The organism is Pseudomonas sp. NCCP-436 (assembly GCF_019656335.1).
Lineage (GTDB): Bacteria > Pseudomonadota > Gammaproteobacteria > Pseudomonadales > Pseudomonadaceae > Aquipseudomonas.
This window is the reverse complement of record NZ_BPLZ01000006.1, coordinates 87,295-112,667: the sequence shown is the minus strand read 5'-3', so window position 1 is coordinate 112,667 and position 25,373 is coordinate 87,295. Positions and strand designations below refer to the sequence as shown.

The following is a 25,373-nucleotide window of genomic DNA, read 5'->3' as shown; positions in this document are numbered from 1 at the left end:
GACGCGCCCTGTCCGGGCAGGGCGCGCACGGGGTCAGAACTCGTTGGCGACAGATTCGAGAATCTGTCCGGTCAGATAGAGCGTGGTGCGGGCGACCTGCTTCACTGCCTGCCGATCCTGCTCCGTGGCGACCCAGCGTTGGATGGCCTTGTTGACATCGTCGGCATGCTTGGCGTCGATCACGGAGTGGGCGATGAAGAAACTCAGCTGCTTGTCGCTCAGTTTTAGCTGGTTCTTGCAGACCTCCAGCAGCGGGGCCAGGTGCTCGTAGGAGTCTTCCGCCCAGAAGCTGTAGCCAAGGCGCGGAATCACCCCGCCGCGGATGGCCAGGCTGTAGAGATAGCCGTTGAGAGCTTCGGTGGCGGGTAGCGGCGGGTTGTCGAAGACCGAGTCGTCAATCCCGATGGAGGCCAGGTCGCTGACCACCATGTTCTCGTGGCCCAGCTCCTCCAGCGCGTGCTTCATGGCAAAACGCAGCAGACCGATCCGCCTGTGGTCTTCGTTGAAGGTAGCGGCGGCTTGGTTGATGGCGTTGTTCTTGGTGTAGTGGTACACCTCGACCATGGCGCGGATGTAGAGCTGGCGTTGCAGTTCCGGTGTCGAGGTCTGCACCATGCGGTAAAAGCGTCCGGCTTTTATCTTGGTCCATTCCTGGTCGCAGACTTCTTTCAGTTCATCAAGAAAACTGGTCATGCTTAATTCCCTTTACTGAGTTTCCAATTGGTTATGGATGTGGCGGGTGTTATGGGGGAGGTACTCCTTACAGGCGCAGCAGCGACTTGATCAGGTACATGAACTTGGAAAAGAAGCCGATGCCTTCGATGGTGTCCCAGTGCTCGACGAGGACACCATTTCTTACGCGATAGATGTCAATGACTTTGTAGTTGACGCGATAGAGCCGGTTGGCTGCCCAGTGATCGGCATAGAGAAAGACATATTCGCCTTCACCGCATACGCGTTTTATCCGGGTGCCGGTGTCCGGAAAAGTCTTAAAATAGCGGGTGAAATATTTCTTGAAGCCGTCGCGGCGCGGTGGAATGAAAACATTGTTGTGCTGTACGTAGTCTTCGCTGATCAATTCGTCGGCAACACTCAGATCGCGTTCGCCGAACATGCGTTCGTAGAACTCGATGACGACTTTCTTGTTCTGTTCCACGACTGACGGAAAGGTGGAGATGCTGTTCATACGGCCTCGGCAAGTTGGGAGTGGGCGATGCGCTCCATGAGCACATCGATGCTGGTCAGTTGTTCGGGCTGACAATCGAGCTTGAAAAAGTCGATCACGGCGCTGAGCAGGTTGCCCTTGAACAGCGCGTAGGCATGTTCGCCGCGTTCCGGAATGCGGAAGTGCAGCGCGCCCTGGTCGAAGGCGAACTGGGTAAAACGCTCTTGCAGGCGCGGCTTGACGTAGGTGATGTAGTGCGAATAGTGGGTGTTCAGTGCCACCAGCACCCCGGCGGTGCTGGCCAGCGCGTCCACCGCGTTGCGGATCGGGCTGGTCTTGTCGATGATCAGGCGCGAGAACTCGACGCAGTTCTGCGGGTAGCCGCTGCCGGCAAATGCCAGCAGTTGTTCGCGGGGGATATGGCGCGCCGCTTCATGGGGGGTGGGCGTGACGCGCTGGGTGCCGATGATCTGTTCGTCATGGAAGAGGGCGAAGATATAGGAATGGCGATCGGTTTCATCCAGTGCGCAAGTGTTGCCGAACAATGACTCGTAGTATTTCTTGCGTTGTCCGTACAGGCGCAGGCGGGCGCTGGACAGTGCGGCCAGTTCATCACGGCTGACCAGTTGACGGACGCGAATCCGGTTCGTGCCGTAGCGCTGCTGGAACAGTCTGTCGAAAAAGGCATAGACCTGTTCGCGTTTTTCACGATCTGCGATGAGGTGGGGTTTGGTAGTGGCTGATGATGCATGGTCGTTCATCAAACAAAGTCCTTTTGTTTGGAGCACATGAGAATGCCTGCCAATAAGGGGGCTGGCAGGTATTTATCGCGTTATCTGATATCGACTTGTGCGTTAAATTTTGTTGCGCAGGAACAGCAGGAACGTCCCGGAACAGGGGCGTGACAGAAAAGGGGAAATTGCGATGTGGCGGCTAATGCAATCCATGGCAATGTGCTTCCGTTCTTGTTGTGCACGTTGAATGCTGCGTTTCATTGCGGGCAAGCATGTCATTCCACTCGACATACGAATGCAAGACTAGAAGGGTATGAGGGAAAGTTGTTGTAATTTTTTGTCAGGGTGTCGCTGCTGTTTGTAACGCAGCGTCCGGTACACCGGAAAACAAGCACTTGGTGCGGGGCGAGTATTGAGGCCGATGCGCCGCCTGTGGCGACGCACCGGTGCTGTTCAGAGCAGTTCGATGGCTACCGCGGTGGCCTCGCCACCGCCGATGCACAGCGAGGCAATGCCGCGCTTGCCGCCCTTCTTCTGCAGGGCGTTGATCAGGGTGAGGATGATTCGCGAGCCGGTCGAGCCGACCGGGTGGCCCTGAGCACAGGCACCGCCGAACACGTTGACCCTGGCGTGATCCAGAGAGTGTTCGCGCATCGCCAGCATGGTGACCATGGCGAAGGCCTCGTTGATCTCGAACAGATCGACCTCGTCCTTGTTCCAGCCGGTCTTCTTCAGCAGGTTGCTCATGGCACCGATGGGCGCCAAGGTGAATTCGCTCGGCTCCTGGCTCTGAGTCGCGTGGGCGACGATCCTGGCCAGCGGCCTGAGGCCGCGCCTGGTCGCTTCCTCGGCGGTCATCAGCAGCAGGGCGCTGGCACCGTCGGAGATCGAGCTGGCGTTGGCGGCGGTAATGGTGCCGTCCTTCTTGAAGGCAGGCCTGAGGGTGGAAATCTTGTCCAGACTGGCCGTCAGGGGCTGCTCGTCATCCTTGACCACTACCTCGCCTTTGCGGGAAGTGATGGTTACCGGAACGATCTCGGCATCCAGCGAGCCGTCCTTGATCGCAGCCTGGGCGCGCTTGAGCGATTCGATGGCATAGGCGTCCATCTCTTCGCGGGTGATGCCGTACTTGTCGGCCGTTTCCTGAGCAAAGGAGCCCATCAGGCGCCCGCTGCGTGCGTCTTCGAGACCGTCCAGGAACATGTGGTCCTTGATCTCGCCATGGCCCATGCGCAGGCCGCTGCGGGCTTTTTCCAGTACATAGGGAGTGTTGGACATGCTTTCCATGCCGCCGGCAATCATCACCTGGTTGCTGCCGGCCTTGAGCGAATCGAAAGCCATCATCACCGCTTTCATGCCTGAACCGCACAGTTTGTTGATAGTGGTGCAGCCAGTGGCAGGAGGCAGACCTGCGTTGAGCGCGGCCTGACGTGCCGGCCCCTGCTTGAGGCCAGCCGGCAGCACGCAGCCCATGATCACTTCCTGTACATCGTTCGGCTCGATACCGGCACGCCTGACTGCCTCGCGAATGGCGGTGGCGCCCAGCTCGACGGCCGCTACGCTGGCCAGACTGCCTTGGAATCCGCCCATGGGAGTGCGGGCACCGCTGACGATAACGATATCTGACATGGTGTTACCTCTAGCGAAAGGATAGTTCGATACAGCCGTTTTCAGTACTGGCTGCTTGAATCGATTCTATCTTGTGACTGAAAGCGCCAAAAGGGTCGCGGTGGAAATCATTCTTTGGGCTGATTTCGCTCGCCAGGCAGCTCTCTAGAGTCGCTGCATAACTATTCCTCGCGTGCTTTAAGGTGACTCTCATGCTGCAGACCCGGTTGCTCCCTCCCGCTGACAATGCACATACCTATCCGCTTCTGATTAAGAGTCTGTTGTTGTCCGGGAGTCGTTACGAGAAGACCCGTGAGATCGTCTACCGCGACAAGCTGCGCTACAGCTACGCTAGCTTCACCGAGCGGGTCGCCCGGCTGGCCAACGTGCTCAGTGAAGCGGGGGTGCGGGCAGGCGATACCGTTGCGGTGATGGACTGGGACAGCCACCGCTACCTGGAATGCATGTTCGCCATTCCCATGCTCGGTGCGGTACTGCACACCATCAACATCCGCCTGTCGCCGGAACAGATTCTCTACACCATGAATCATGCTGAAGACCGTTTTGTGCTGGTCAACAGCGACTTTGTGCCGCTTTATAACGGCATCCAGCAGCAGCTTGAAACAGTACAGAAGACTTTGCTGCTGACCGATGGCCAGGAAAAGACCGCGAATCTGCCGAATCTGGTGGGTGAATATGAGAGCCTGCTCGCTGCTGCTAGCCCCCACTACGACTTTGCCGACTTCGACGAGAACTCGGTGGCCACCACCTTCTATACCACCGGCACCACCGGCAACCCCAAGGGAGTGTATTTTTCCCATCGCCAGTTGGTGCTGCATACCCTAGCCATGGCCGCTACGCTCAGCTCACTGGACAGCATCCGCCTGCTTGGCAGCGACGACGTGTACATGCCGATCACACCGATGTTTCACGTGCATGCCTGGGGGGTGCCCTATGTCGCTACTTTGCTCGGTATCAAGCAGGTCTACCCGGGGCGCTATGAACCGGACATGCTGTGCCGGCTAATTCGTGAGGAAAGGGTCAGCTTCTCCCACTGCGTGCCGACCATTCTGCAGATGCTGCTGTCGGCCCCGGGGGCTCAGGGGTACAACTTCGGTGGACTGAAGATGATCATCGGTGGCAGTGCGTTGAACCGTGCGTTGTATGAGGCCGCACTGGCGAAGGGCATTCAATTGACCGCAGCCTACGGCATGTCCGAAACCTGCCCGCTGATCTCCTGCGCCTACCTTAACGAGGAACTGAGAGCTGGCAGCGAGGGCGAGCGAATCACTTATCGCATCAAGGCCGGTATCCCGGTGCCTCTGGTAGAGGCGGCAATCATGGATGCCGATGGCCGGCGACAGCCGCATGATGGCGAGTCCCAGGGCGAGCTCGTGTTGCGTGCTCCCTGGCTGACCCAGAGCTACTTTCGCGAGGCGGAGGAGGGCGAGGAACTCTGGGCCCATGGCTGGTTGCATACGGGCGATGTAGCGACTATCGACGGCATGGGGTTTATCGAGATTCGTGATCGCATCAAGGACGTGATCAAGACCGGTGGCGAGTGGATATCCTCCCTGGAGCTGGAAGACCTGATCAGTCGACATCCTGCAGTGCGCGAAGTGGCAGTGGTGGGAGTAGCCGATCCGCAGTGGGGAGAAAGGCCCTTTGCCCTGCTGGTGCTGCATGATGGTCAGGCGTTGGATGCCAAGGGACTAAAGGAACACCTTAAGCCATTCGTCGAGCAGGGAAACATCAACAAGTGGGCGATTCCCTCACAGGTGGCGCTTGTTACTGAAATTCCCAAGACCAGTGTTGGCAAGCTGGACAAGAAGCGTATCCGCGTGGAAATCGCCCAGTGGCAGGAGGCTGGCAGTGCCTTTCTCTCTACGCTGTAAGTACCTCAATAGGTGGGTTGCGAGGGTGACTGATCAGTCAAACAAGCGTTTGGCTTGCTAATTGCTGTTTCCTGTCCATGCTTGGATATGGAGGTAGGCTGAAAGCCGCAAGGCAGAGTGCTCCGGGGGGGGATGGCAAATCACACTTTCGGGGGATCAGGCGGTGCTACCTGCTAGCTATAGTTCCAGGCATCCATAACAAAAACACATGGAGTAGCGTCGATGACAACAAGAACAAAACCCTGCTGGCGCCTGGCAAGATTGCCGCTGGCCGTCAGCCTCGCTTCTACCCTGGCCGCCCCGGCGTTCGGCGTCACTTTCAATATCGGTGAGATCGAAGGACAGTTCGACTCCTCGCTGTCAGTTGGCGCCAGCTGGTCTACCTCCAAGGCGGACAAGGATCTCATCGGCTTCAACAACGGTGGTACCGGTCTTTCCCAGACGACCGACGATTCGCGCCTGAACTTCAAGCGGGGCGAGACCTTCTCCAAAATCTTCAAGGGTATCCATGACCTGGAGCTGAGGTACCGTGACACCGGTTTGTTCGTGCGCGGCAAGTATTGGTATGACTTCGAACTGAAGGATGAGAGCCGTCTGTTCAAGGACATCAGTGACCATAACCGCAAGGAAGGCGCGCAATCCTCCGGTGGCGAGATTCTCGACGCCTTCATCTATCACAACTATGCCATTGGCAATCAGCCGGGCTCCGTTCGGCTAGGCAAACAGGTGGTGAGCTGGGGTGAGAGCACCTTCATCCAGAACAGCATCAACGCCATCAACCCGGTCGATGCGGCTGCGTTTCGCCGTCCGGGCGCCGAGATCAAGGAAGGTCTGATCCCGGTCAATATGTTCTACGTGTCGCAGAGCCTGACCGACAACCTCTCCATGGAAGCGTTTTATCAGCTGGAGTGGGATCAGACTGTGGTGGACAACTGCGGGACCTTCTTCGCCCAGGGCGACGTGATCGCTGACGGTTGTACCGACAACCTGGCTGCGCTGAGTCCGGCACTGGGCAACCCGCAGTTTCTGGCAGCGGCCGAAGCGGCCGGCTATCCCTATCGGGTGACCTCCGAAGGGGTAATCATCCCGCGTGGTGGCGACCGCGATGCCCGTGATGACGGGCAGTGGGGCGTTGCCTTCCGCTACATGTTCGAACCGCTGGATACCGAGTTCGGTTTCTATGCGATGAACTATCACAGCCGTACCCCGGTATTCAGCGGCCAGGCCGGTCCGGCAGGGGTCTATGCCGCCGCTCCCGGGGTTGGGCAGGGGGTCGTGCAGGGGCTGATCGGGCCGTCGGTTCAGGGTCTGGTGACCCAGGCGTGCCTGGGTGGTCATCCGCTGTGCCCGGGCGGTGTGCCCGATCCGCAGCTGATTGCCACGATCACCAGCCAGGTGCTGGCTTCTCCAGCCGGTCAGGCCGCCGCAGCCGCCGGTACGGGCGTCGCCACGGCGATGATCGCGGGCGCCGGCAACTACTTCATGGAGTATCCGGAAGATATCCGCCTGTATGGTCTGAGCTTCTCCACCACCCTGCCTACCGGTACGGCGTGGAGCGGTGAGATCAGCTATCGTCCCAATGCGCCGGTGCAGCTCAACACCGTCGACGTGCTCTACAGCGGTCTGACTCCGGTGCGTCCGGACGTGTCGGTACTGCCGGGAGCTCCGGGCGGCACCACTCATGGCTACCGCCGCAAGGAGATCACCCAGTTCCAGACTACCTTCACGCACTTCTTCGATCAGGTGATGGGGGCAAGCCGCCTGACGCTGGTGGGCGAAATTGGTGTAACCCACGTTGGTGGCCTGGAAAGCACCAGCAAGGCGCGTTACGGCCGTGATCCGGTATTCGGCTCCGGTGAGCTGCCCAATGGCGAATGTCAGGCCCTGGCCATTAGCACCAAGGGTTCGCCCAGCAAGCACTGCAACAATGAGGGCTTCGTCACTTCCACTTCGTGGGGCTACCGTGCTCGTGCCATCTGGGATTACCCGGACGCGCTGGCCGGGGTGAACCTGCGGCCGAGCATTTCCTGGGCGCATGACGTTGACGGCTACGGCCCCAACGGCCTGTTCACCGAAGGTGCCAAGGCCGTCAGCTTCGGTCTGGATGCCGACTACCAGAATACCTATACCGCAAGTCTGTCCTACACCGACTTCTTTGGCGGCAAATACAACACGGCGGTTGATCGCGACTTCATTGCTCTCAGCTTCGGTATGAACTTCTGAGCGGTCGGGAACTTCGAGGAATCATGATGCAAATGAAAACAACGAAAACTCTGTGGCAAAGTGGTGTCCTGACCCTGTCGCTGTTGGCAAGTGGTGTCATGGCGGCAGTATCGCCGGACGAAGCAGCCAAGCTCGGCACCACGTTGACTCCGCTGGGCGCGGAGATGGCGGGTAATGCTGACGGCACGATTCCGGCCTGGACCGGCGGGCTGCCGACCAATGCCGGTACGGCTGACGCGCGAGGCTTTCTGTCCGATCCGTTTGTTACCGAACAGCCGCAGTTCATCATCACTGCGCAGAACGCAGAACAGTACAAAGACAAGCTGACTCCGGGCCAGATGGCGATGTTCAAGCGTTACCCGGAAACCTACAAAATGCCGGTCTACTCGACCCATCGGTCGGCCACTGTTCCGGACTCGGTGATCGAAGCGACCAAGCACAACGCGGTCAATACCAATCTGATCGCAGGTGGCAACGGTCTGGAAAACTTCCGTACAGCCAACCCGTTCCCGATTCCAAAGAACGGTCTGGAAGTCATCTGGAACCATATCACCCGCTACCGCGGCGGCAGTGTCCGGCGCCTAGTGACGCAGGCCACGCCTCAGGCCAACGGCTCGTTCTCGCTGGTGTACTTCCAGGACGAGTTTGTCTTCCGTGATGCGTTGACCGACTACGACCCGAGCAAGGAGAGCAACGTTCTCTTCTACTTCAAGCAGCGAGTGACAGCTCCGTCGCGTCTGGCCGGTAACGTGCTGCTGGTGCATGAAACACTCGACCAGGTAAAGGAACCGCGCCTGGCCTGGCTGTACAACGCCGGACAGCGCCGTGTGCGCCGTGCGCCTCAGGTGTCCTATGATGGTCCGGGTACCGCTGCAGATGGTCTGCGCACATCCGATGCGCTGGACATGTTCAACGGCGCTCCTGACCGTTACGACTGGCAGCTTATTGGCAAGAAGGAGATCTACATCCCCTACAACGCCTATAAGCTGGATTCGCCAAGCCTGAAATACACCGACGTCATCAAGGCCGGCCATATCAATCAGGATCTGACTCGTTACGAACTGCACCGCGTATGGCATGTGACCGCAACCCTGAAATCAGGTGAGCGCCACATCTACAGCAAGCGTGACTTCTACATCGATGAGGATACCTGGCAAGCCGCGCTGATCGATCATTACGATGGTCGTGGCACCCTGTGGCGCGTGGCAGAGGCTCATGCCCAGTACTACTACGACAAACAGGTGCCCTGGTATACCCTCGAAACCCTGTACGATCTGCTGTCCGGCCGCTATCTGGCATTGGGTATGAAGAACGAGGAGAAACAGGCCTACGACTTCAACTACAAGGCGTCCAGCAGCGACTTCACTCCGGCAGCCCTGCGCCAGGCGGGTGTGCGCTAGAGCATAGTTCCTGCACGACGAAAAAGCCGGCATCACGCCGGCTTTTTCGTTACGGTCTGTAGCCGAGGCTTCAAATGCCCATGGCAAATCGCTAGGCTGATCCGAGTCGCGCCCGTGGTGGCCTCAGTGGATCGTCAAGAGTCGGCCGATGACAGATTTTTCCCGTTTGTCAGATTCTCCGTACGTGCCGGCAACGCCGGTCGAGGCCCGTTTCTTTCGTCCTCCGCTCCCAGCCGGGCATGTAGCGCGCCCCCGTCTCTGCGAGCGACTGGAGCAGGGGCTGCAGGGGCGCTTGTTGCTGGTCTGCGCACCGGCCGGCTTCGGCAAGAGTTCTTTGGCCATCGAATTCTGCGAGCGTCTGCCGTCTCACTGGCGCAGCCTCTGGCTGGGGCTTGGCGAGCGTGACGAGGATCCTGGACGCTTTCTTGAGCGTCTGCTCCAGGGGATGCGGCAATTCTTCCCGCAACTGGGCGATGAGGCGCTGGCGCTGCTGAAGATGCGTCAGCGCCACCAGCCTTTTGCCTATGAACAATGGCTGGACGATGTACTCGACGAACTGAATCGCGAGCTGGATGACGGTCAGCCGCTGCTTTTGGTGCTGGATGACTACCACCTGGCCCAGGGGGCGGTGCTCGATCGCTGTTTGCAATTTCTCCTCAATCATCTGCCGCCGGGCGTATTGCTATTGGTCACCAGCCGGCAGCGACCGGACTGGCATCTGGCGCGGTTGCGCCTGTCCCGGCAATTGCTGGAAATGAGCGAGAATGATCTGCGGCTGACCGCCAGTGAGCTGGAGGCCCTGCTGTCGAGCCAGGGCGCGCGGCTGGGGCAGTCCCAGCTCATGGGGCTGCTGGAGCGCAGCGAGGGGTGGGTGGCAGGTATGCGTCTTTGGCTGCTGGCGGCGCAAGCGCAGGACGAAGAGTCAGGGGAAGGCCTGCCGCTGCAGGGGCGGGAAGGCCTCATACGCGAATACCTGCTGGAAGAGGTGATTGAGCGTCAGCCAGTGCACGTACAACAGTTTCTCTACGATACGGCTTGTCTGGAGCGCTTCTGCGCTGAGCTGTGTGATGCGGTTCGCGACAGTCATGACAGTGCCGCAATCCTTCACCATCTGCAGTCCCATCAAGTGTTTCTCGTACCACTGGACGAGCATGGCCGTTGGTTCCGCTATCACCACCTGTTCTCGGATTTGCTCAATGCCCGTCCGGCCGAGGACTTGAGCGTTTCACTCGGTAGTACCCACCTGCGTGCCTGCCGCTGGTTCACGGCGCAGGGCATGCTGGATGCCGCCATCGAACAGGCGCTGCTGGCCGGCCAGCCCGATGTCGCCGCCAGCCTGGTGCAGAACCTCTCCGAGGAGCAGATGCTGGCCGAGCAGAATATTGTCCAGCTACTTCGCTGGAAGGCGGATCTGCCGGAAGATCTTCTGGCCAGTACACCGCGACTGATCATGCTCTATGGCTGGGCGCTGGCGCTCGCCTGCCAGTTGGATGCGGCCCAGGATCTGCTCGATCGGCTAGGACGCTTTCTACCGGCGGCCGACGACCAACAGCAGCGCAGTTTGCTGGCTCAGTGGCAGGCTCTTGACGGCATCATTGCCCGTGGCCGTGGCGATGCTGAGCGGGCCGAGCGGCAATGTAGCGAGGCACTTAGCGGTCTGCCGGACGACCGTTACGGGCCACACTTTATGTGTCTGATGGCACTGGCCAACCTGGCCATGGCACGGGGCGACCTGTGGCGTACGCGCAGTCTTAATCGCGAGGGGCTGGAGTTGGCCCAGCGTATCGGCAATCCGTTGCTTGAAGCGGTGGCTCATCACGAGCGTGCCCGTGTCTTGCAGGCCCGCGGCGAGGTACTGCGGGCTCTCGGCGAGGTGCACCAGGGCTTGGCCTGTCTACAGAATTTGGCGCCGCAGCGCGGTTACTCGGTGCGGGCGCGACTTGCCCTGCATGAAGGATATTTGCTCAGTCAGCGTCTGCAGCCGGAGGCAGCCGAGCGCTTGCGTGCCGGAATTGCCGAGGCGCGTGCTTGCCGCGATGTCGGGGTGGTCGTCGGCTATTGCGTGCTGGCCAGTCTGGAAGGGCGACAGCGACGTACGGCCGAGGCTTTCGCCTTGCTCGCAGAGGCCGAGCGGCTGATGCATGTCTGGGATGTCCCGGCGATTTACTACCTGGCCATGATCACCCTGATCAAGTGCGAGCTCTGGCTGTGCCAGGGCCAGGTGGAGCTGGCTGCAGCCTGGTTGCCGCAGTTGGAAGAAATCTATGGCGAACAGGACGGGGCCTTGGCTCCGGAGCTGCATACGCAGTTGGCGCTGCATATCGACCTGCAGCAGGCCGCGCTGGAGCGTCATTTGGGACGGCCCGAGGATGCCGAGCGACGCCTTCGGGCCCTGCATCAACGTGCCCAGGGGATCGGTGGACAACTGGTCGGTCTGATGGCTCAGGCGCAACTGGCCCAGTTACTACGCCAGAGCGGTCGTGAGCGTGAAGCGCAACAACAGCTTGACGGCTGTCTGCGAAGCGCTGAAGGCGGTGCGCTGCTGCCTTTCATCGAGCTAATTCATCATCAGCCACAGTGGCTGCGCGAGAGATTGCTGCTTAATCCGCCAGGCCCGGTACGTGATGCTTTGCTGCGCCATCTTCCCGGAGGGCAGCCCGCTGAAAGGCCAGTGTTGGGAGATGTCGAAGCGCTGCCCGAGAAACTCAGCAGCCGCGAACTGGCAGTGTTGCAGTTGATCGCCCGCGGCTGCTCCAATCAGGAAATCAGCGAGCAGTTGTTTATCTCGCTGCATACGGTCAAGACGCATGCCCGCCATATCAACAGCAAATTGGGTGTCGAGCGGCGTACCCAGGCGGTGGCGCGGGCCAAGGCTTTGGGTCTGTTGCCCTGATTCAGGCAGCGTGCGGCCGCGCGGCGCCGACATTGCCAGCAGCGAGGTGTTGAAAGTTCTGGGCGGTTGCAGTCACCCTTCACACCTGTGCCCGGAGCTCTCCGTCGGTAGGCCCCAAGTGCCTGCGTTACGCCGGATATTGCTCTTCGTCCTATAGGAATTCCCATGCAAGTCGAACAACCTGCACTCATACGCGAAACCTTCCCTGTCGGCCCCTTGCAGTGCAACTGCACCATCATTGGCGATCCGCTGACGAAAAAGGCCATTGTGGTTGATCCGGGCGGTAACCCGGATCTGATCATGGCGCGGCTGGAGGCTCATGGGCTGAAGGTGGTGAGCATTATTCACACCCATGCCCATCTCGATCACTTTCTGGCTTCCGGGCAGTTGAAGGAAAAAACCGGGGCTACTCTGCATCTGCACAAGGACGACCAGTTTCTCTGGGACAACCTGGAGATGCAGTGCAACATGTTTGGTGTGCCCTACACTCCGGTGCCGGCCCCGGATCGCTGGCTGGCCGATGACGAGGAGCTGGCCTGCGGCTGTGGAGTAGCCCTGCATACTCCGGGACATACACCGGGCTCGATGAGCTTCTGGTTCGCTGATGCCAAGCTGCTGATCGCCGGCGACACCCTGTTCCGCAGGGGGATTGGCCGTACCGATCTGTGGGGTGGCGACTATGCGACCATCGAACGTTCGATCAGGCAGCGACTGTATCGGCTTGACGAGGAAGCCACCGTAGTGACGGGGCACGGCCCGGATACTCGGCTGGGTGACGAGATGCGCGAGAACCCTTTTATTCGGGCATGACGCGGCACTAATAGGCATCACAAGCACTCAAAAGGCCATCAGTCATCGTACATGGAGATGCCCTTATGTATCGCTTTCCTCTTGTCGTCCTGTGTTCTTCGGCGTTGCTGCTAAGTGGCTGCGCTTCTCAAAATCCCTATGACCAGCAGGCGTCGGGCAGCAACCGCACCGCCAGCTACGGCGGGCTGGGAGCGTTGGCCGGCGCGGCGGCCGGAGCGCTGATCAATCATGACAATCGCGGCAAGGGGGCTTTGATCGGGGCGGCTGTGGCTGGAGCTGCAGCAGCGGGGTACGGTTACTACGCCGACCGTCAGGAGCAGGAACTGCGTCGCAGCATGGAGGGCACAGGGGTTGAGGTGCAGCGTCAGGGGGATGTGATCCAGTTGATCATGCCGGGGAATATCACCTTCGCTACCGATTCGGCGCAGATCGCCAGCAGCTTCTACCAGCCGCTGAATAATCTGGCCAACTCCTTCCGTCAGTATCAGCAGAACAGCATCGAAATCGTCGGGCATACCGACAGCACCGGCTCACACAGCTACAACATGGGGCTGTCGCAGCGTCGAGCGCAAAGCGTGGCTGATTACCTGCTGGCACAGGGTGTTGACCCGGAGCGGATCAGTATCCGCGGCGTTGGTCCGGATCAGCCAGTGGCAAGCAACGCCACCGCCGACGGGCGAGCGCAGAACCGCAGGGTTGAGGTGACACTGCGGCCGTTGCCTGGCGCTCAGTGAGTGTGCTGCAGCCGACAGAACGGCAGCCTGCCGCGATTCACAGTCGTGTCGGTAGGTAAACTCAGCGGAACTTGGCCAGCGTAGACGGCTCGAAGCAGCCGGCACGTGTGCCATGTAGCCCAAGCAATACTTAAGGAAGTTCTATGAAAACCAGGCGTAATCTGATCGCCTCCACGGCTTTGCTGGCTATCTTGGCCGGCTGTACCAGTAATCCCTATACCGGTGAGCAGCAAGCCGGCAAGGCGGGCATCTATGGCGGTATCGGTGCCGCAACCGGGGCCGTAATCGGTGCGGCCACTTCAAGCAAGAAGGACCGGGCCAAGGGCGCGCTGATCGGCGCGGCCGTGGGAGGCGCGGCTGGTGGTGGCTATGGCTACTACGTCGACACCCAGGAAGCCAAGCTGCGCCAGACCCTGCAGGGCACGGGGGTGCAGGTGCAGCGCAATGGCAACGATCTGACGCTGATCATGCCGGGCCACATCACCTTTGCCAGCAACTCGGCCGACATCTCCAGCAGCTTCTACCCCACACTCAATTCGTTGGTTCGGGTATTCAAGGAGTTCGACAAGAACGGCGTGAACATCGTTGGTCATACCGACAGCACGGGCTCCCAGGCGCTCAACCAGAGCCTGTCCGAGCGCCGTGCGCAGAGCGTGGCCAGTTACCTGATGGCCAACGGCGTGTCCGGTCAGCGGATTTCCGTGTATGGCGCCGGCCCCAGCCAGCCGATCGCCAGTAACGCCAATGAGGCTGGTCGGGCGCAGAACCGCCGCGTCGAGATCAACCTGCAGCCGCTTTGATCCGTTTCACGGCCCCCGGTGCGGGGGCCGTTTCCTGCGAAGGTCTCAGGCTGCGTTGCGCAGGCTCTCCAGCTCGGCGTCCTTTTCCTCCCACAGACGATTGACCCATTGCTGGAAGGCCAGGCGATAGGCTTCATCCTGATCGTAGTTGCGGCCGAGGAACTCCTGTGGAATCTCCACCTGCCTCAGACGTACCTGTACGGCGTCCAGACGCCCGCAGAGAATGTCCCAGAAACCCGGTACGCCGTGCGGGTAGCGGATGGTGACGTTGACGATGGCGTGCAGTTGCTCGCCCATGGCGTCAAGCACGAAGGCGATGCCGCCGGCCTTGGGCTTGAGCAGGTGACGGAACGGCGACTGCTGCTGGGCGTGTTTGGCCAGGGTCAGGCGCGTGCCCTCGAGGAAGTTGAACACCGCCACCGGATTGGTTTTGTAACGCTCGCAGGCCTTGCGCGTGGTGGCCAGATCCTGGCCGCGCTTTTCCGGGTGTTTGGCCAGATATTCCTTGCTGAAACGCTTCATGAAGGGGAACTCCAGTGCCCACCAGCACAGCCCTATCACCGGTACCCAGATCAGCTCCTGCTTGAGAAAGAACTTCAGCAGCGGCATGCGCCGATTGAGCAGGTACTGCAGCACCAGGATGTCGACCCAGCTCTGGTGATTGCTGGTCACCAGATAGGAATGGCGGGTGTCGAAGCGCTCCAGCCCTCTGACGTCCCAGTCGATGCGGCCGACCAGGCGGATCCAGAAGTTGTTGAAGCCGATCCAGCTTTCGGCGATGCCGTGCATGACAGAGCGCAGTGTGCGCTGTGCCGGGGCAAAGGGCAGCAACAGCTTGAGCAGGGCCACCAGGAACAGCGGCCAGCACCAGAACAGGGTGTTGAGCCCCAGCAGCAGGCTCGCGATCACGCCACGTAGCGGCGCGGGAAGGAAGTGCAGCATTGAATGAACGCCTCCGTGGCCAGGTTGCGCAGTTATAGCGGCCTGGGTACGGGGCGTTTCCGGGCCCCGTATCGATCAGAAATGGCTGCGGCATTCCATGCGACGAGCCGGTTGGGCTGCCAAGGTTAACGCTTGTGCACTGACCTGCAAGTGCCAGATCTGACCGCGTGGTGCCGGCGACGGCGTGGTACAGCCCCTCGATGTACGCCGCCAACGCTGCTCTTAGTGTGCCTGGCTGGCCGCCTGGATGGCGGTCAGAGCGATGGTAAAGACGATGTCGTCGACCAGCGCGCCGCGCGAGAGATCGTTGACCGGTTTGCGCAGCCCCTGCAGCATCGGCCCGACGCTGATGCAGTCGGCGCTGCGTTGCACGGCCTTGTAGGTAGTGTTGCCGGTGTTCAGATCCGGGAACACGAACACTGTGGCGCGGCCGGCCACTGGGCTGTGTGGCGCTTTCTGCCGGCCGACGCTCTCGATAGCGGCAGCATCGTATTGCAGAGGACCGTCCAGCAGCAGATCCGGGCGTTTCTGGCGAGCCAGGCGGGTGGCCTGGCGCACTTTTTCCACTTCCTCGCCGCTGCCGGAGTCGCCGGTGGAGTAGCTGAGCATGGCCACCCGCGGGGTGATGCCGAAGGCCTGCGCCGACTCGGCACTCTGCAGGGCGATCTCGGCCAGTTGCTCGGCGTCTGGATCCGGGTTCACCGCGCAATCGCCGTAGACCAGTACCTGATCCGGCAGGAGCATGAAGAACACCGACGACACCAGGTTGTAACCCGGTGCTGTCTTGATCAGTTGCAGGGCAGGGCGGATGGTGCTGGCGGTGGTATGGACGGCACCGGAGACCAGGCCGTCCACTTCGTCCAGCGCCAGCATCATGGTGCCCAGCACCACTGTGTCCTCCAACTGTGCTTCGGCCATCGGGGCGTTGAGCCCCTTGCCTTTGCGCAATTCGACCATGGGTTCGACGTAGCGGCTGCGAATCAGATCCGGATCAAGGATCTCCAGACCTTCAGGCAACTCAATGCCCTGCGAGCGTGCCACGGCCTGAACTTCTTCCGGCTTGGCCAGCAGTACGCAGTGGGCAATGCCGCGCGCCTGGCAGATTGCGGCGGCCTGCACGGTGCGCGGTTCGGCACCTTCCGGCAGGACGATACGCTTGGCTGCGGCCTTGGCCCGCTGCACCAGCTGATAACGGAATGCCGGTGGCGACAGACGCCGTTCGCGAGCATTGCCGCAGCGGCTGCTCAGCCAGTCGTGATCAAGGTGGCTGGCGACGAAATCGGCGACAGTCTTTGCCCGCTCGCGGTCATCCAGCGGGATTTCCTTGTTCAGGCGGTTGAGGTTGGTGGCGGTATCGTAGGAACCGGTGCTCACCGTCATTACCGGCAGACCGCCGGCCAGTGCGCCCTGGCACAGCTCCATGATGCGTGGGTCCGGTACGAAATCGCTGCACAGCAGCAGGCCGGCCAGAGGTACGCCGTTCATCGCTGCGAGGCTGGCGGAGAGAATGATGTCGTCACGGTCGCCAGGAGTGACCACCAGGGTGCCGGGCTTGAGGAGCTGCACGCTGTTGGCCACGGCGCGGGCACAGAGCACGATCTTCATCATTCGCCGCTGCTCGTAGTCACCGGCGTTGAGAATGCGTGCACCAAGCAGTTCGGCCACGTCCTTGGTGCGTGGCGCGTTCAGCTCGTCGCGCCAGGGAATGCAGCCGAGCAGGCGGAAATCGTCGGTCCTGAGCAGTGGCGAGAGCTCCTGCAGGCGTTCGGTGAAATCTTCGATACCGTCCTCGCTACGCACCTTGTTGAGAATTACGCCGAGTACCTTCGGATCCCTGGGGCCTCCGAACTGCTGGGCCTGGATCTCGATACGATCGGAAAGCTCGGTCAGCGTCTCGTCTTCCGGCGCACTGACCAGAATCACGTCTGCATCCAGGCTTTTGGCCAGGTGGAAGTTGACGCGCGCGGCGTAGCTGGCATGGCGGGTTGGCACCATGCCTTCGACGATCACCACGTCCTTGCCCTCGGCTGCCTGCTGGTAGAGGCTGATGATCTCCTCCAGCAGCTCGTCGAGCTGACCGTCACCGAGCATGCGTTCGACATGGGCCAGTGGCAGGGGGGGCGGCGAGTTCAGGCCGTGAGTGCGGGCGACCAGTTCACTAGAGCGCTCCGGCCCCAGGTCGCCGGCATGCGGCTGGGCGATGGGCTTGAAGAAGCCCACCTTGAGGCCGCTGCGTTCGAGGGCGCCGACCAGGCCCAGGCTGATGGAGGTAAGACCGACACCAAAGCCGGTGGGGGCGATGAAGAAAGTATGCATGTGAGCCTCAGTCGAGCAGGGCGAGCGTGTCGAGGGCGATCTGCCGCTCTTCGTTGGTGGGGATCACCAGGATTCGTGGATGGCCTTCGGCGTGGATGGCGCTGGCGACGCCACGGGGACAGCGGCAATTGGCCTGCTCGTCCAGCTTCAGGCCGAGCAGGGTCAGGTGTTCCAAGGTCTTGCTGCGCACCAGTGCGGAATTTTCGCCGATGCCGCCGGTGAAAATCAGGCCGTCCAGTTGCCGTAGCGCGCAACTCATGGCCGCCAGCGACTTGGCCAGGCGGTAGCAGAATACCTCGATAGCCAGTGTAGCGCCTGGGTGGCCCTGTTCGCGGGCCTGCTCCAGAGTGCGCATATCATTGGACAGCCCAGAGAGGCCGAACAGGCCGCTTTCCCGGTTTAACATGGCGTCGATCTGCTCCAGGCTCCAGCCCAGTGTGCGTGCCAGGTGGCTGTACAGATTGGGGTCGACATCGCCGCTGCGTGTGCCCATGACCAGGCCTTCCAGCGGAGTCAGGCCCATGCTGGTGTCCCGGCTGAGGCCGTTCTCGATGGCGCAGGTGGAGCAGCCGTTGCCCAGGTGGGCGACCAGCCAGCTGCTGGCGCTGAAGGAAAGTCCGCAGAGATGTGCTGCCTGCTGGCCGACGTAGCGATGGCTGGTGCCGTGGAAGCCGTAGCGACGCACGCCGTGCTCACGGTACATCACCTCGGGTAAGGCGTAGCGATAGGCATGCTCTGGCAGAGTCTGATGAAAGGCCGTATCGAATACCGCAACCTGTACCAGTTGGGGAAACAGCTTCATGGCCGCTTCAATACCCAGCAGGTTGGCCGGGTTATGCAGTGGCGCCAGTGGTGCCAGTTTACGGATGGCCTGCAGGCTGACTTCGTCCAGCCGGCAGGCACCAGGAAAGTCTTCGCCACCATGCACCACGCGATGGCCGATGCCGTGGAGTTGTCCGCCGGCCACGCGCTGGGCGATCGGCAGCAGGTGCGACAGCGCCTGTCGATGGTTGGCGCCGGCAATGACCTGGCTGTCGCGCTGCTCGCCCTGTTGCCAGTGCAGCACTGCCTCGGGACTGCCGAGGCGTTCGGCCAGGCCGCTTAGGGTGAACTCCTCCTGAGCCTCGTTGACCAGGGCGAACTTGATTGACGAACTGCCGCAGTTGATCACCAGAATATTGCGTGCAGACATTTACACTTCCTTAGATTGCTTCATTCGACTGCGCCTGTGCACACCAGCCGCAGGGAAAAAAGTTGCCCAGACGAGTCTGGCGCTGAGCAGAATCGAGAACCCACGGGCGATTCTGCCAGGGAGGGCTGTGACGCAGGTGTTGAGTATGCCCGCAGGACAAGACTGCCACCCAGTCGCCCTGTTCGTCCTGACGGAAGTCAAGCAGGCGCACGGTGTCGATCCGGGGCCGTTTGTCCGCCCTCGGGTCGCATTCGCCGGCTGCCTTGGTTAAACTCGACCGTTCATCATTCTCTTGCAAAAGGTCTCCCCCATGCTGATCGCCGCCAACAAGGCTGTCTCCATCGACTATACCCTGACCAACGATGCCGGTGAGGTGATCGACAGCTCGGCTGGCGGCGCTCCGTTGGTGTATCTGCATGGTGCAGGCAACATCATCATCGGCCTGGAAAAGGCCCTGACCGGCAAGCAAGTCGGCGATGAGCTCGAAGTCTCGGTTGAGCCGGAAGAAGCCTACGGCGAATACAGCGCCGAGCTGGTTGCTACCCTCAATCGCGCCATGTTCGAAGGCGTCGATACCCTGGAAGTCGGCATGCAGTTCCATGCTTCCGGCCCGGATGGCAGCATGCAGATCGTCACCATCCGCGATATTGATGGCGACGACGTAACCGTCGATGGCAACCACCCGCTGGCTGGCCAGCGCCTGAACTTCAAGGTCAAGGTGGTTAACGTGCGTGACGCCAGTGCCGAAGAAGTGGCGCACGGTCACATCCACGGCGAAGGTGGTCACCACCACTGAGTCATTGCCCGGGCGACTTGCGGTCGCTCGGTCGGCAGCATCCGCTGCTAAGCTCAAGCTTGCGTTCAGGGCGCCTTAAGGGCGCCCTTTTCGTGTGGAACCGGCAGCCTGGCGCCGCCGCACTGAATTCGCCGAGGATGTTCGACATGAGTGTCTTTCACAGTCTTAATCTGCGCGCGCTGGATGGTCAGGATCTGCCACTGGCGTCCTACAAGGGCCAGGTGATGCTGGTGGTCAATGTGGCTTCCCGGTGTGGGCTGACCCCGCAGTACGCCGGGCTGGAAAAACTTCACCAGCAGTACCGCGACAAGGGATTCTGCGTGCTGGGGGTTCCCTGCAACCAGTTTGCCGGGCAGGAGCCGGGCAGCCCCGAGGAAATTCGCGAGTTCTGTTCCACCCACTACGGCGTGAGCTTTCCGCTGAGCGGAAAGATGGACGTAAACGGTGCTGACCGCCATCCGCTATATCGCCTGCTGGCTGGTGAGGGCGCGGAGTTTCCGGGCGACATCAGTTGGAACTTCGAGAAGTTTCTGGTCGGGCCGGATGGTCGGGTACTGGCGCGTTTCTCTCCACGGACTACGCCGGAAGATCCGGCTCTGGTCCAGGCTGTGGAGAAGGCCCTTGGCCTGACCAGTGAGGCCGCAGAGCGCGGCTGATCAGCCAATCTGGCGGCTATTTCCTCCTCTGGCCTTGCCTGCTGCGGCAGCCGGCTGCTTAATCGGTCAAGCGGTCGAGGAGTGTGTCATGACTCAATTGCCCCATCAGTCCGACCAGGCCATGGCTTCGCCGGCTGCGCTGCGGGCTTTGATCGAAAGTCGTCGTGCTGTACGCCGTTTCACTGCCGAGCCGGTATCGGATGCGGTAATCCGCGACTGCCTAGAGCTGGCGATGCTGGCACCCAGCTCTTGCAACCTGCAGCCGTGGAGCTTTCAGGTGATCCGTGAGCCGGCGCTGCTGGCCCGGCTGCATCGGGTATGCATGGGGCAGAATGCGGCGCGGGCACCGTTGATCATCGTTGTGCTGGCGCGTCCGGATACTTGGAGTCAGGCCTGTAGCAGGATCATCGAATACTGGCCGGAGGCCGAGGTGCCGCCGCGTATCCGGCACTTTTATGGCAAGACTGCACTGTTGCAGTACAACCAGGGGCCACTGGGCTTGTTCGGGTTGTTGAAACGTCAATTGGTGCGCCTGGTCGGCTTGCGCAGGCCACTGATGCGCAGGCCCAACAGTCATGCCGACATGCGTTTATGGGCGGTCAAGTCCACTGCGCTGGCGGCGCAGAATCTGATGCTTGCCTTCCAGAGTCATGGTTACTCCAGCTGTCCGATGGAGGGCTTCGACGAGAAGCGCCTGCGCCGCATGCTGGACATCCCCCGCCGGGCGCTTCCGGTGATGCTGCTGGCGGTGGGGCGCCAGGGCGAGAAAGGCGTGTATAACCCGCGCCTGCGCTTCCCGCAGGATCAGCATGTCACCTGGCTGTAGGCCGGTTTGACCTGGATCAAGAATGGGGTGGTTGAATACGGCGTAATCGTCCTTATCTAGGCTTCATCTCGGCGGGTTTCTGTGTTCGGGGAGTCAATCCCGGCCCGCTCTTCTGAAGGAAGGACAACTATGCGTATCGACCGATTGACCAGCAAGCTTCAGCTTGCACTCTCCGATGCCCAGTCTCTGGCGGTGGGCATGGATCATTCCGCCATTGAACCTCTGCACCTTATGCTGGCACTGCTAGACCAGCAGGGCGGTTCGATCAGGCCTCTGCTGATGCAGGTCGGCTTTGACGTGACCAGCCTTCGGCAGGCCCTGACCCGCGAGCTGGATCAGCTCGGCAAACTGCAAAACCCTACCGGCGACATCAACCTGTCGCAGGAACTGGCCCGTCTGCTCAACCAGGCAGACCGCCTGGCGCAGCAGAAGGGTGACCAGTTCATCTCCAGTGAGCTGGTACTACTTGCTGCCATGGATGAGAACACCCGACTGGGCAAGCTGCTGCTTGGCCAGGGCGTGTCGAAGAAGGCGCTGGAGAATGCTATCGCCAACCTGCGCGGCGGCCAAGCAGTGAACGACCCCAATGCCGAAGAGGCGCGCCAGGCGCTGGACAAGTACACGGTCGACCTGACTAGGCGGGCCGAGGAAGGCAAGCTCGATCCGGTAATTGGCCGTGACGATGAGATCCGCCGCACCATCCAGGTGCTGCAGCGGCGCACCAAGAACAACCCGGTGCTGATCGGTGAACCTGGCGTCGGCAAGACCGCCATCGCCGAGGGGTTGGCCCAGCGCATTATCAATGGCGAGGTACCGGACGGGCTCAAGGACAAGCGTCTGCTGGCGCTGGACATGGGGGCGCTGATCGCTGGTGCCAAGTTCCGCGGTGAGTTCGAAGAGCGCTTGAAAGCCGTGCTCAACGAGCTGGCGAAACAAGAAGGGCGGGTGATCCTGTTTATCGACGAGCTGCACACCATGGTCGGTGCCGGCAAGGCCGAGGGGGCGATGGATGCCGGCAACATGCTCAAGCCGGCACTGGCCCGTGGCGAGCTGCATTGCGTGGGCGCCACAACCCTCGACGAGTACCGTCAGTACATCGAGAAGGACGCCGCCCTGGAGCGTCGCTTCCAGAAGGTGCTGGTGGACGAGCCGTCCGAGGAGGACACCATCGCCATCCTGCGTGGTCTTAAAGAGCGTTACGAAGTGCACCACGGTGTGACCATCACCGACGGTGCGATCATTGCGGCGGCCAAGCTCAGCCATCGCTATATCACCGACCGCCAGTTGCCGGACAAGGCCATCGATCTGATCGACGAGGCCGCCAGCCGCATCCGTATGGAGATCGACTCCAAACCCGAAGAGCTGGATCGCCTCGACCGCCGCCTCATTCAGTTGAAGATTGAGCGTGAAGCGCTGAAGAAGGAAGACGACGAGGCGACCAGGAAGCGATTGGAAAAGCTGGAAGAGGACATCGCCAAGCTGGAGAAGGAATACGCGGACCTGGAGGAGATCTGGAAGTCGGAGAAGGCCGAGGTACAGGGCTCGGCACAGATTCAGCAGAAGATCGAGCAGGCCCGTCAGGAGATGGAGGCGGCGCGGCGCAAGGGCGATTTGGAAACCATGGCGCGCATTCAGTACCAGACCATCCCGGATCTGGAGCGCAGCCTGCAAATGGCCGAACAGCATGGCCAGGTGGAAAAGCAGCTGCTGCGTAACAAGGTTACCGACGAGGAAATTGCAGAGGTGGTGTCCAAGTGGACGGGCATCCCGGTGAGCAAGATGCTCGAAGGCGAGCGCGAAAAACTGCTGAAGATGGAGGCACTGCTGCACCAGAGGGTGATCGGCCAGGACGAGGCGGTGGTGGCCGTGGCCAACGCTGTGCGCCGTTCTCGTGCAGGGCTTGCCGACCCGAACCGGCCGAGCGGTTCATTCCTCTTCCTCGGCCCGACCGGTGTGGGCAAGACCGAGCTGTGCAAGGCGCTGGCCGAGTTCCTCTTCGATACCGAGGAGGCACTGGTGCGCATCGACATGTCCGAGTTTATGGAGAAGCACAGCGTCGCCCGTCTGATCGGGGCACCGCCCGGCTATGTTGGCTACGAGGAGGGCGGCTATCTGACCGAAGCGGTGCGCCGCAAGCCTTACTCGGTGGTGCTGATGGATGAGGTGGAAAAGGCTCATCCGGACGTATTCAACGTGCTGTTGCAGGTGCTGGAAGATGGCCGCCTGACCGACAGCCACGGGCGCACGGTGGACTTTAAAAATACCGTGATTGTGATGACCTCCAACCTCGGCTCGGCGCAGATTCAGGAGCTGGCCGGTGACCGTGAAGCGCAGCGTGCTGCGGTGATGGATGCTGTTGGCAGCCACTTCCGTCCAGAATTCGTCAACCGTATCGACGAGGTGGTGGTGTTCGAACCGTTAGGCCGCGAGCAGATCGCCGGCATTGCCGAGATTCAGCTGCAGCGCCTGCGTGGTCGCCTGGTCGAGCGCGAGCTGAGCCTGGAGCTGACGCCGGAGGCGCTCGACAAGCTGATCGCCGTCGGCTACGACCCGGTGTATGGTGCGCGGCCGCTCAAGCGTGCGATCCAGCGCTGGATCGAGAACCCGTTGGCGCAGCGCATCCTGGCTGGCGACTTTGCTCCGGGTGCTCAGGTGCAGGCGAAGGTGGAGGGCGAGGAAATTGTTTTTGCCTGATCCCGCTGCAAACTGGGTCTAAGGCAGTTCACGAAAGCCGTGCAGCATATTGTTCTCACCGCCCCTGCCAATGATGACCGCGGGCGGTGATTCAGTGTGTCTGGGCATGCTTATGCCCGAGCTGCGCAATGCCGTCCCGGCTTTCTTTATAGCCAGAGTCAGGGGGCTGTAAGCGAAGTCGTCGTGGGAGGCCGGGCAAGTCAGAAACGGGCGAGGAGGCGTAGTCTAGGTGCTGTAAATGAGCATTCTGAGCCTGCTCGCAGCACTGAGGCTCGCATAAAGCCTAGGAATCAGCTTCGCCTGCAGCCCTTGCCCTGGCCCGGGCTGCTCGTAGCTTGCGCACTTCCTTGGGGTCGGCAACCAACGGGCGGTATATCTCTACCCGCTCGCCACCTTCCAGCACATATTCCTCCGGCTTCAGGATCCGCTTGCCGAAGATCCCGAGAGGAGCAGTCTGCAGGTCAAACTCCGGAAAAGTCTGCTGCAAACCGGAAGCCTGCGCCGCCTCGCGCAGGGTGGTGCCTGGCGCTACGTTCAGGCGCAGCAGCATCTGCCGCTGCGGCAGGGCGCAAGCCACCTCGATGGCAATGCATTGCTCAGCCATAGAGCTGTCTTGCTCGCTGACAGAAGGCATCGACCATGGTGTTTGTCGCCTGGTTGAACAGTGGACCAAGAGTCGCCCGTACCAACGAACCGGCGTAGTCGAAGCTCAGATCCAGGGTGATTTTGCAGGCCTTGTCGCCCAGGGCCTTGAACTCCCAGACTCCGTGCAGGCTGGTGAAGGGCCCTTCCTTGAGATTCATCTCTATACGCTGTCCTGGTTGCAGGGTATTGCGGGTGACGAAGCGCTGGCTCAGACCACCCTTGGCCACCTCCAGGCTGGCCACCATGTGCGTCTCGCTGGCTTCCATGACCTCGCTGGCGGCACACCAGGGCAGGAACTGTGGATAACTGGCCACGTCGTTGACCAGATCGAAAAGCGCCTGCGCCGGATAGGGCAGCAGGGCAGAACGTTGAATGCGAGTAGTCATGCAGATCAGCTCCGCCACGGGTACTGCGTGCGCTCAGTCGGCGTCGGCTCCATGGCGAACCGGCACTGCGCAGGAAGAAGCGCACATTGTCCGGGATATGCTCACTCGGCTCAAGCGCGCCCATGGCGCCGGCGCCGGCGACTCCCTATAATGCCCGCCCTATGGCTAAGCAAAAGAAACATCCCCAAGGCACCATCGCGCTGAACAAGAAGGCGCTGCACGACTATTTCATCGAGCACAAGTTCGAGGCTGGCGTCGCTCTGGCCGGCTGGGAGGTCAAGAGCCTGCGCGCCGGCAAGGCGCAACTGGTGGACAGCTACGTGCTGCTCAAGGACGATGAGGCATGGCTGATGGGCGCGCACATCACTCCGTTGAAGACCGCCAGCACCCACGTGATCGCAGACCCGACCCGCACCCGCAAGTTGCTACTGAACAAGCGCGAGCTGGATAAACTGTTCGGCGCCGTGCAGCAGAAGGGCTACACCTGCGTAGCGCTTTCGCTTTACTGGAAGCAGCACTTGGTCAAATGCGAAATTGCCCTGGCCAAGGGTAAGAAGGATTTCGACAAGCGCCACGTCGAGAAAGAGCGTGACGCCAATCGTGAAGTCCAGCGAGCTATGCGCAGCAAGGGCAGGGACGACTAAACGTCAGCAGGCGA

The 25,373-nt window shown here is 61.0% G+C and carries 22 protein-coding genes; 12 read left to right on the top strand and 10 right to left on the bottom strand.

Annotation, left to right across the window (positions count from 1 at the left end; all coding sequences use genetic code 11):
• Positions 1 to 33: 33 nt before the first annotated feature.
• From NCCP436_RS08750 to NCCP436_RS08735, 4 genes are all read right to left on the bottom strand, one after another.
• Positions 34 to 693, bottom strand: a complete 660-nt coding sequence (locus NCCP436_RS08750) for an iron-containing redox enzyme family protein (protein ID WP_220803606.1) — start codon at positions 691 to 693, stop codon at positions 34 to 36.
• Between the two features lie 67 nt (positions 694 to 760).
• Entirely contained in the window at positions 761 to 1,186 is a 426-nt protein-coding gene (locus NCCP436_RS08745) for an ester cyclase (RefSeq protein ID WP_220803605.1), read from the bottom strand.
• Positions 1,183 to 1,926 (bottom strand): hypothetical protein, encoded by a 744-nt coding sequence (locus tag NCCP436_RS08740; RefSeq protein ID WP_220803604.1) that lies wholly within the window; start codon positions 1,924 to 1,926, stop codon positions 1,183 to 1,185. The genes NCCP436_RS08745 and NCCP436_RS08740 overlap by 4 nt, the downstream gene beginning before the upstream one ends.
• A 426-nt stretch (positions 1,927 to 2,352) precedes the next feature.
• The gene (locus NCCP436_RS08735; RefSeq protein WP_220803603.1) at positions 2,353 to 3,528 is read right to left on the bottom strand and encodes an acetyl-CoA C-acyltransferase; all 1,176 of its coding nucleotides are present in this window, start codon (positions 3,526 to 3,528) and stop codon (positions 2,353 to 2,355) included.
• A 191-nt stretch (positions 3,529 to 3,719) separates the two neighbouring features.
• Here NCCP436_RS08735 and NCCP436_RS08730 point away from each other — a divergent pair, with 191 nt between their 5' ends.
• The 7 genes from NCCP436_RS08730 to NCCP436_RS08700 all read left to right on the top strand — a co-directional run bounded on the left by NCCP436_RS08730 (position 3,720) and on the right by NCCP436_RS08700 (position 14,262).
• On the top strand, positions 3,720 to 5,402 hold the full coding sequence (locus NCCP436_RS08730) for a fatty acid--CoA ligase (RefSeq protein WP_220803602.1): 1,683 nt from the start codon (positions 3,720 to 3,722) through the stop codon (positions 5,400 to 5,402).
• Positions 5,403 to 5,624: 222 nt separating this feature from the next.
• Positions 5,625 to 7,625: a DUF1302 domain-containing protein gene (locus tag NCCP436_RS08725; RefSeq protein ID WP_220803601.1), complete on the top strand. Its 2,001-nt coding sequence runs from the start codon at positions 5,625 to 5,627 to the stop codon at positions 7,623 to 7,625.
• A 32-nt stretch (positions 7,626 to 7,657) separates the two neighbouring features.
• Positions 7,658 to 9,025: a DUF1329 domain-containing protein gene (locus tag NCCP436_RS08720; RefSeq protein ID WP_220803600.1), complete on the top strand. Its 1,368-nt coding sequence runs from the start codon at positions 7,658 to 7,660 to the stop codon at positions 9,023 to 9,025.
• A 148-nt stretch (positions 9,026 to 9,173) separates the two neighbouring features.
• Positions 9,174 to 11,918: a LuxR C-terminal-related transcriptional regulator gene (locus tag NCCP436_RS08715; protein WP_220803599.1), complete on the top strand. Its 2,745-nt coding sequence runs from the start codon at positions 9,174 to 9,176 to the stop codon at positions 11,916 to 11,918.
• Between the two features lie 165 nt (positions 11,919 to 12,083).
• Entirely contained in the window at positions 12,084 to 12,728 is a 645-nt protein-coding gene (locus NCCP436_RS08710) for an MBL fold metallo-hydrolase (protein ID WP_220803598.1), read from the top strand.
• A gap of 65 nt (positions 12,729 to 12,793) precedes the next feature.
• Positions 12,794 to 13,462 (top strand): OmpA family protein, encoded by a 669-nt coding sequence (locus NCCP436_RS08705; RefSeq protein WP_220803597.1) that lies wholly within the window; start codon positions 12,794 to 12,796, stop codon positions 13,460 to 13,462.
• Positions 13,463 to 13,605: 143 nt separating this feature from the next.
• Positions 13,606 to 14,262: an OmpA family protein gene (locus NCCP436_RS08700; RefSeq protein ID WP_220803596.1), complete on the top strand. Its 657-nt coding sequence runs from the start codon at positions 13,606 to 13,608 to the stop codon at positions 14,260 to 14,262.
• A gap of 45 nt (positions 14,263 to 14,307) precedes the next feature.
• Here the strand turns inward: NCCP436_RS08700 and NCCP436_RS08695 are convergent, their stop codons facing one another.
• The 4 genes from NCCP436_RS08695 to NCCP436_RS08680 all read right to left on the bottom strand — a co-directional run bounded on the left by NCCP436_RS08695 (position 14,308) and on the right by NCCP436_RS08680 (position 19,130).
• Complete coding sequence (locus NCCP436_RS08695) at positions 14,308 to 15,204, bottom strand: acyltransferase (RefSeq protein WP_220803595.1); 897 nt, start codon at positions 15,202 to 15,204, stop codon at positions 14,308 to 14,310.
• Between the two features lie 222 nt (positions 15,205 to 15,426).
• Entirely contained in the window at positions 15,427 to 17,520 is a 2,094-nt protein-coding gene (gene pta, locus NCCP436_RS08690; protein ID WP_220803594.1) for a phosphate acetyltransferase, read from the bottom strand.
• 7 nt (positions 17,521 to 17,527) lie between these two features.
• Positions 17,528 to 18,712, bottom strand: coding sequence for an acetate kinase (locus tag NCCP436_RS08685; RefSeq protein WP_220803593.1), 1,185 nt, complete (start codon positions 18,710 to 18,712; stop codon positions 17,528 to 17,530).
• Positions 18,713 to 18,722: 10 nt separating this feature from the next.
• On the bottom strand, positions 18,723 to 19,130 hold the full coding sequence (locus NCCP436_RS08680) for a DUF3565 domain-containing protein (RefSeq protein ID WP_375709479.1): 408 nt from the start codon (positions 19,128 to 19,130) through the stop codon (positions 18,723 to 18,725).
• Between NCCP436_RS08680 and NCCP436_RS08675 the strand changes: the two genes are divergently transcribed.
• The 4 genes from NCCP436_RS08675 to clpB all read left to right on the top strand — a co-directional run bounded on the left by NCCP436_RS08675 (position 19,023) and on the right by clpB (position 23,684).
• Positions 19,023 to 19,508 carry a peptidylprolyl isomerase gene (locus tag NCCP436_RS08675; RefSeq protein ID WP_220803591.1) on the top strand — a complete coding sequence of 162 codons (486 nt, stop codon included), beginning with the start codon at positions 19,023 to 19,025 and terminating at the stop codon, positions 19,506 to 19,508. The two genes, NCCP436_RS08680 and NCCP436_RS08675, sit on opposite strands and share 108 nt — an antisense overlap.
• 146 nt (positions 19,509 to 19,654) lie before the next feature.
• Positions 19,655 to 20,164: a glutathione peroxidase gene (locus NCCP436_RS08670; RefSeq protein WP_220803590.1), complete on the top strand. Its 510-nt coding sequence runs from the start codon at positions 19,655 to 19,657 to the stop codon at positions 20,162 to 20,164.
• A gap of 88 nt (positions 20,165 to 20,252) precedes the next feature.
• Positions 20,253 to 20,990: a nitroreductase family protein gene (locus tag NCCP436_RS08665; protein WP_220803589.1), complete on the top strand. Its 738-nt coding sequence runs from the start codon at positions 20,253 to 20,255 to the stop codon at positions 20,988 to 20,990.
• 129 nt (positions 20,991 to 21,119) lie between these two features.
• Positions 21,120 to 23,684, top strand: a complete 2,565-nt coding sequence (gene clpB / locus NCCP436_RS08660) for an ATP-dependent chaperone ClpB (protein ID WP_220803588.1) — start codon at positions 21,120 to 21,122, stop codon at positions 23,682 to 23,684.
• 283 nt (positions 23,685 to 23,967) lie between these two features.
• Here clpB and NCCP436_RS08655 read toward each other — a convergent pair whose 3' ends face one another.
• Positions 23,968 to 24,288 carry an RnfH family protein gene (locus NCCP436_RS08655; RefSeq protein ID WP_220803587.1) on the bottom strand — a complete coding sequence of 107 codons (321 nt, stop codon included), beginning with the start codon at positions 24,286 to 24,288 and terminating at the stop codon, positions 23,968 to 23,970.
• On the bottom strand, positions 24,281 to 24,715 hold the full coding sequence (locus NCCP436_RS08650; protein ID WP_220803586.1) for a type II toxin-antitoxin system RatA family toxin: 435 nt from the start codon (positions 24,713 to 24,715) through the stop codon (positions 24,281 to 24,283). The genes NCCP436_RS08655 and NCCP436_RS08650 overlap by 8 nt, the downstream gene beginning before the upstream one ends.
• A gap of 161 nt (positions 24,716 to 24,876) precedes the next feature.
• Here NCCP436_RS08650 and smpB point away from each other — a divergent pair, with 161 nt between their 5' ends.
• Positions 24,877 to 25,359 carry an SsrA-binding protein SmpB gene (gene smpB, locus NCCP436_RS08645; RefSeq protein ID WP_220803585.1) on the top strand — a complete coding sequence of 161 codons (483 nt, stop codon included), beginning with the start codon at positions 24,877 to 24,879 and terminating at the stop codon, positions 25,357 to 25,359.
• The last annotated feature ends 14 nt before the right edge of the window (positions 25,360 to 25,373 follow it).

Excerpts from the sequence above, each read along its gene's own strand:
- NCCP436_RS08725 (WP_220803601.1), top strand. The coding sequence starts at position 5,625 with ATGACAACAAGAACAAAACCCTGCTGGCGCCTGGCAAGATTGCCGCTG.
- NCCP436_RS08685 (WP_220803593.1), bottom strand. The coding sequence starts at position 18,712 with ATGTCTGCACGCAATATTCTGGTGATCAACTGCGGCAGTTCGTCAATC.
- NCCP436_RS08650 (WP_220803586.1), bottom strand. The coding sequence starts at position 24,715 with ATGACTACTCGCATTCAACGTTCTGCCCTGCTGCCCTATCCGGCGCAG.
- NCCP436_RS08730 (WP_220803602.1), top strand. The coding sequence starts at position 3,720 with ATGCTGCAGACCCGGTTGCTCCCTCCCGCTGACAATGCACATACCTAT.
- NCCP436_RS08655 (WP_220803587.1), bottom strand. The coding sequence starts at position 24,288 with ATGGCTGAGCAATGCATTGCCATCGAGGTGGCTTGCGCCCTGCCGCAG.
- NCCP436_RS08675 (WP_220803591.1), top strand. The coding sequence starts at position 19,023 with ATGCTGATCGCCGCCAACAAGGCTGTCTCCATCGACTATACCCTGACC.
- NCCP436_RS08745 (WP_220803605.1), bottom strand. The coding sequence starts at position 1,186 with ATGAACAGCATCTCCACCTTTCCGTCAGTCGTGGAACAGAACAAGAAA.
- pta (WP_220803594.1), bottom strand. The coding sequence starts at position 17,520 with ATGCATACTTTCTTCATCGCCCCCACCGGCTTTGGTGTCGGTCTTACC.
- NCCP436_RS08695 (WP_220803595.1), bottom strand. The coding sequence starts at position 15,204 with ATGCTGCACTTCCTTCCCGCGCCGCTACGTGGCGTGATCGCGAGCCTG.
- NCCP436_RS08700 (WP_220803596.1), top strand. The coding sequence starts at position 13,606 with ATGAAAACCAGGCGTAATCTGATCGCCTCCACGGCTTTGCTGGCTATC.
- smpB (WP_220803585.1), top strand. The coding sequence starts at position 24,877 with ATGGCTAAGCAAAAGAAACATCCCCAAGGCACCATCGCGCTGAACAAG.
- NCCP436_RS08735 (WP_220803603.1), bottom strand. The coding sequence starts at position 3,528 with ATGTCAGATATCGTTATCGTCAGCGGTGCCCGCACTCCCATGGGCGGA.
- NCCP436_RS08715 (WP_220803599.1), top strand. The coding sequence starts at position 9,174 with ATGACAGATTTTTCCCGTTTGTCAGATTCTCCGTACGTGCCGGCAACG.
- NCCP436_RS08720 (WP_220803600.1), top strand. The coding sequence starts at position 7,658 with ATGAAAACAACGAAAACTCTGTGGCAAAGTGGTGTCCTGACCCTGTCG.
- NCCP436_RS08665 (WP_220803589.1), top strand. The coding sequence starts at position 20,253 with ATGACTCAATTGCCCCATCAGTCCGACCAGGCCATGGCTTCGCCGGCT.
- clpB (WP_220803588.1), top strand. The coding sequence starts at position 21,120 with ATGCGTATCGACCGATTGACCAGCAAGCTTCAGCTTGCACTCTCCGAT.
- NCCP436_RS08705 (WP_220803597.1), top strand. The coding sequence starts at position 12,794 with ATGTATCGCTTTCCTCTTGTCGTCCTGTGTTCTTCGGCGTTGCTGCTA.
- NCCP436_RS08740 (WP_220803604.1), bottom strand. The coding sequence starts at position 1,926 with ATGAACGACCATGCATCATCAGCCACTACCAAACCCCACCTCATCGCA.
- NCCP436_RS08750 (WP_220803606.1), bottom strand. The coding sequence starts at position 693 with ATGACCAGTTTTCTTGATGAACTGAAAGAAGTCTGCGACCAGGAATGG.
- NCCP436_RS08710 (WP_220803598.1), top strand. The coding sequence starts at position 12,084 with ATGCAAGTCGAACAACCTGCACTCATACGCGAAACCTTCCCTGTCGGC.
- NCCP436_RS08670 (WP_220803590.1), top strand. The coding sequence starts at position 19,655 with ATGAGTGTCTTTCACAGTCTTAATCTGCGCGCGCTGGATGGTCAGGAT.
- NCCP436_RS08680 (WP_375709479.1), bottom strand. The coding sequence starts at position 19,130 with ATGCAGATACACCAACGGAGCGCCGCCAGCCGAGCTGTCGATCACCTC.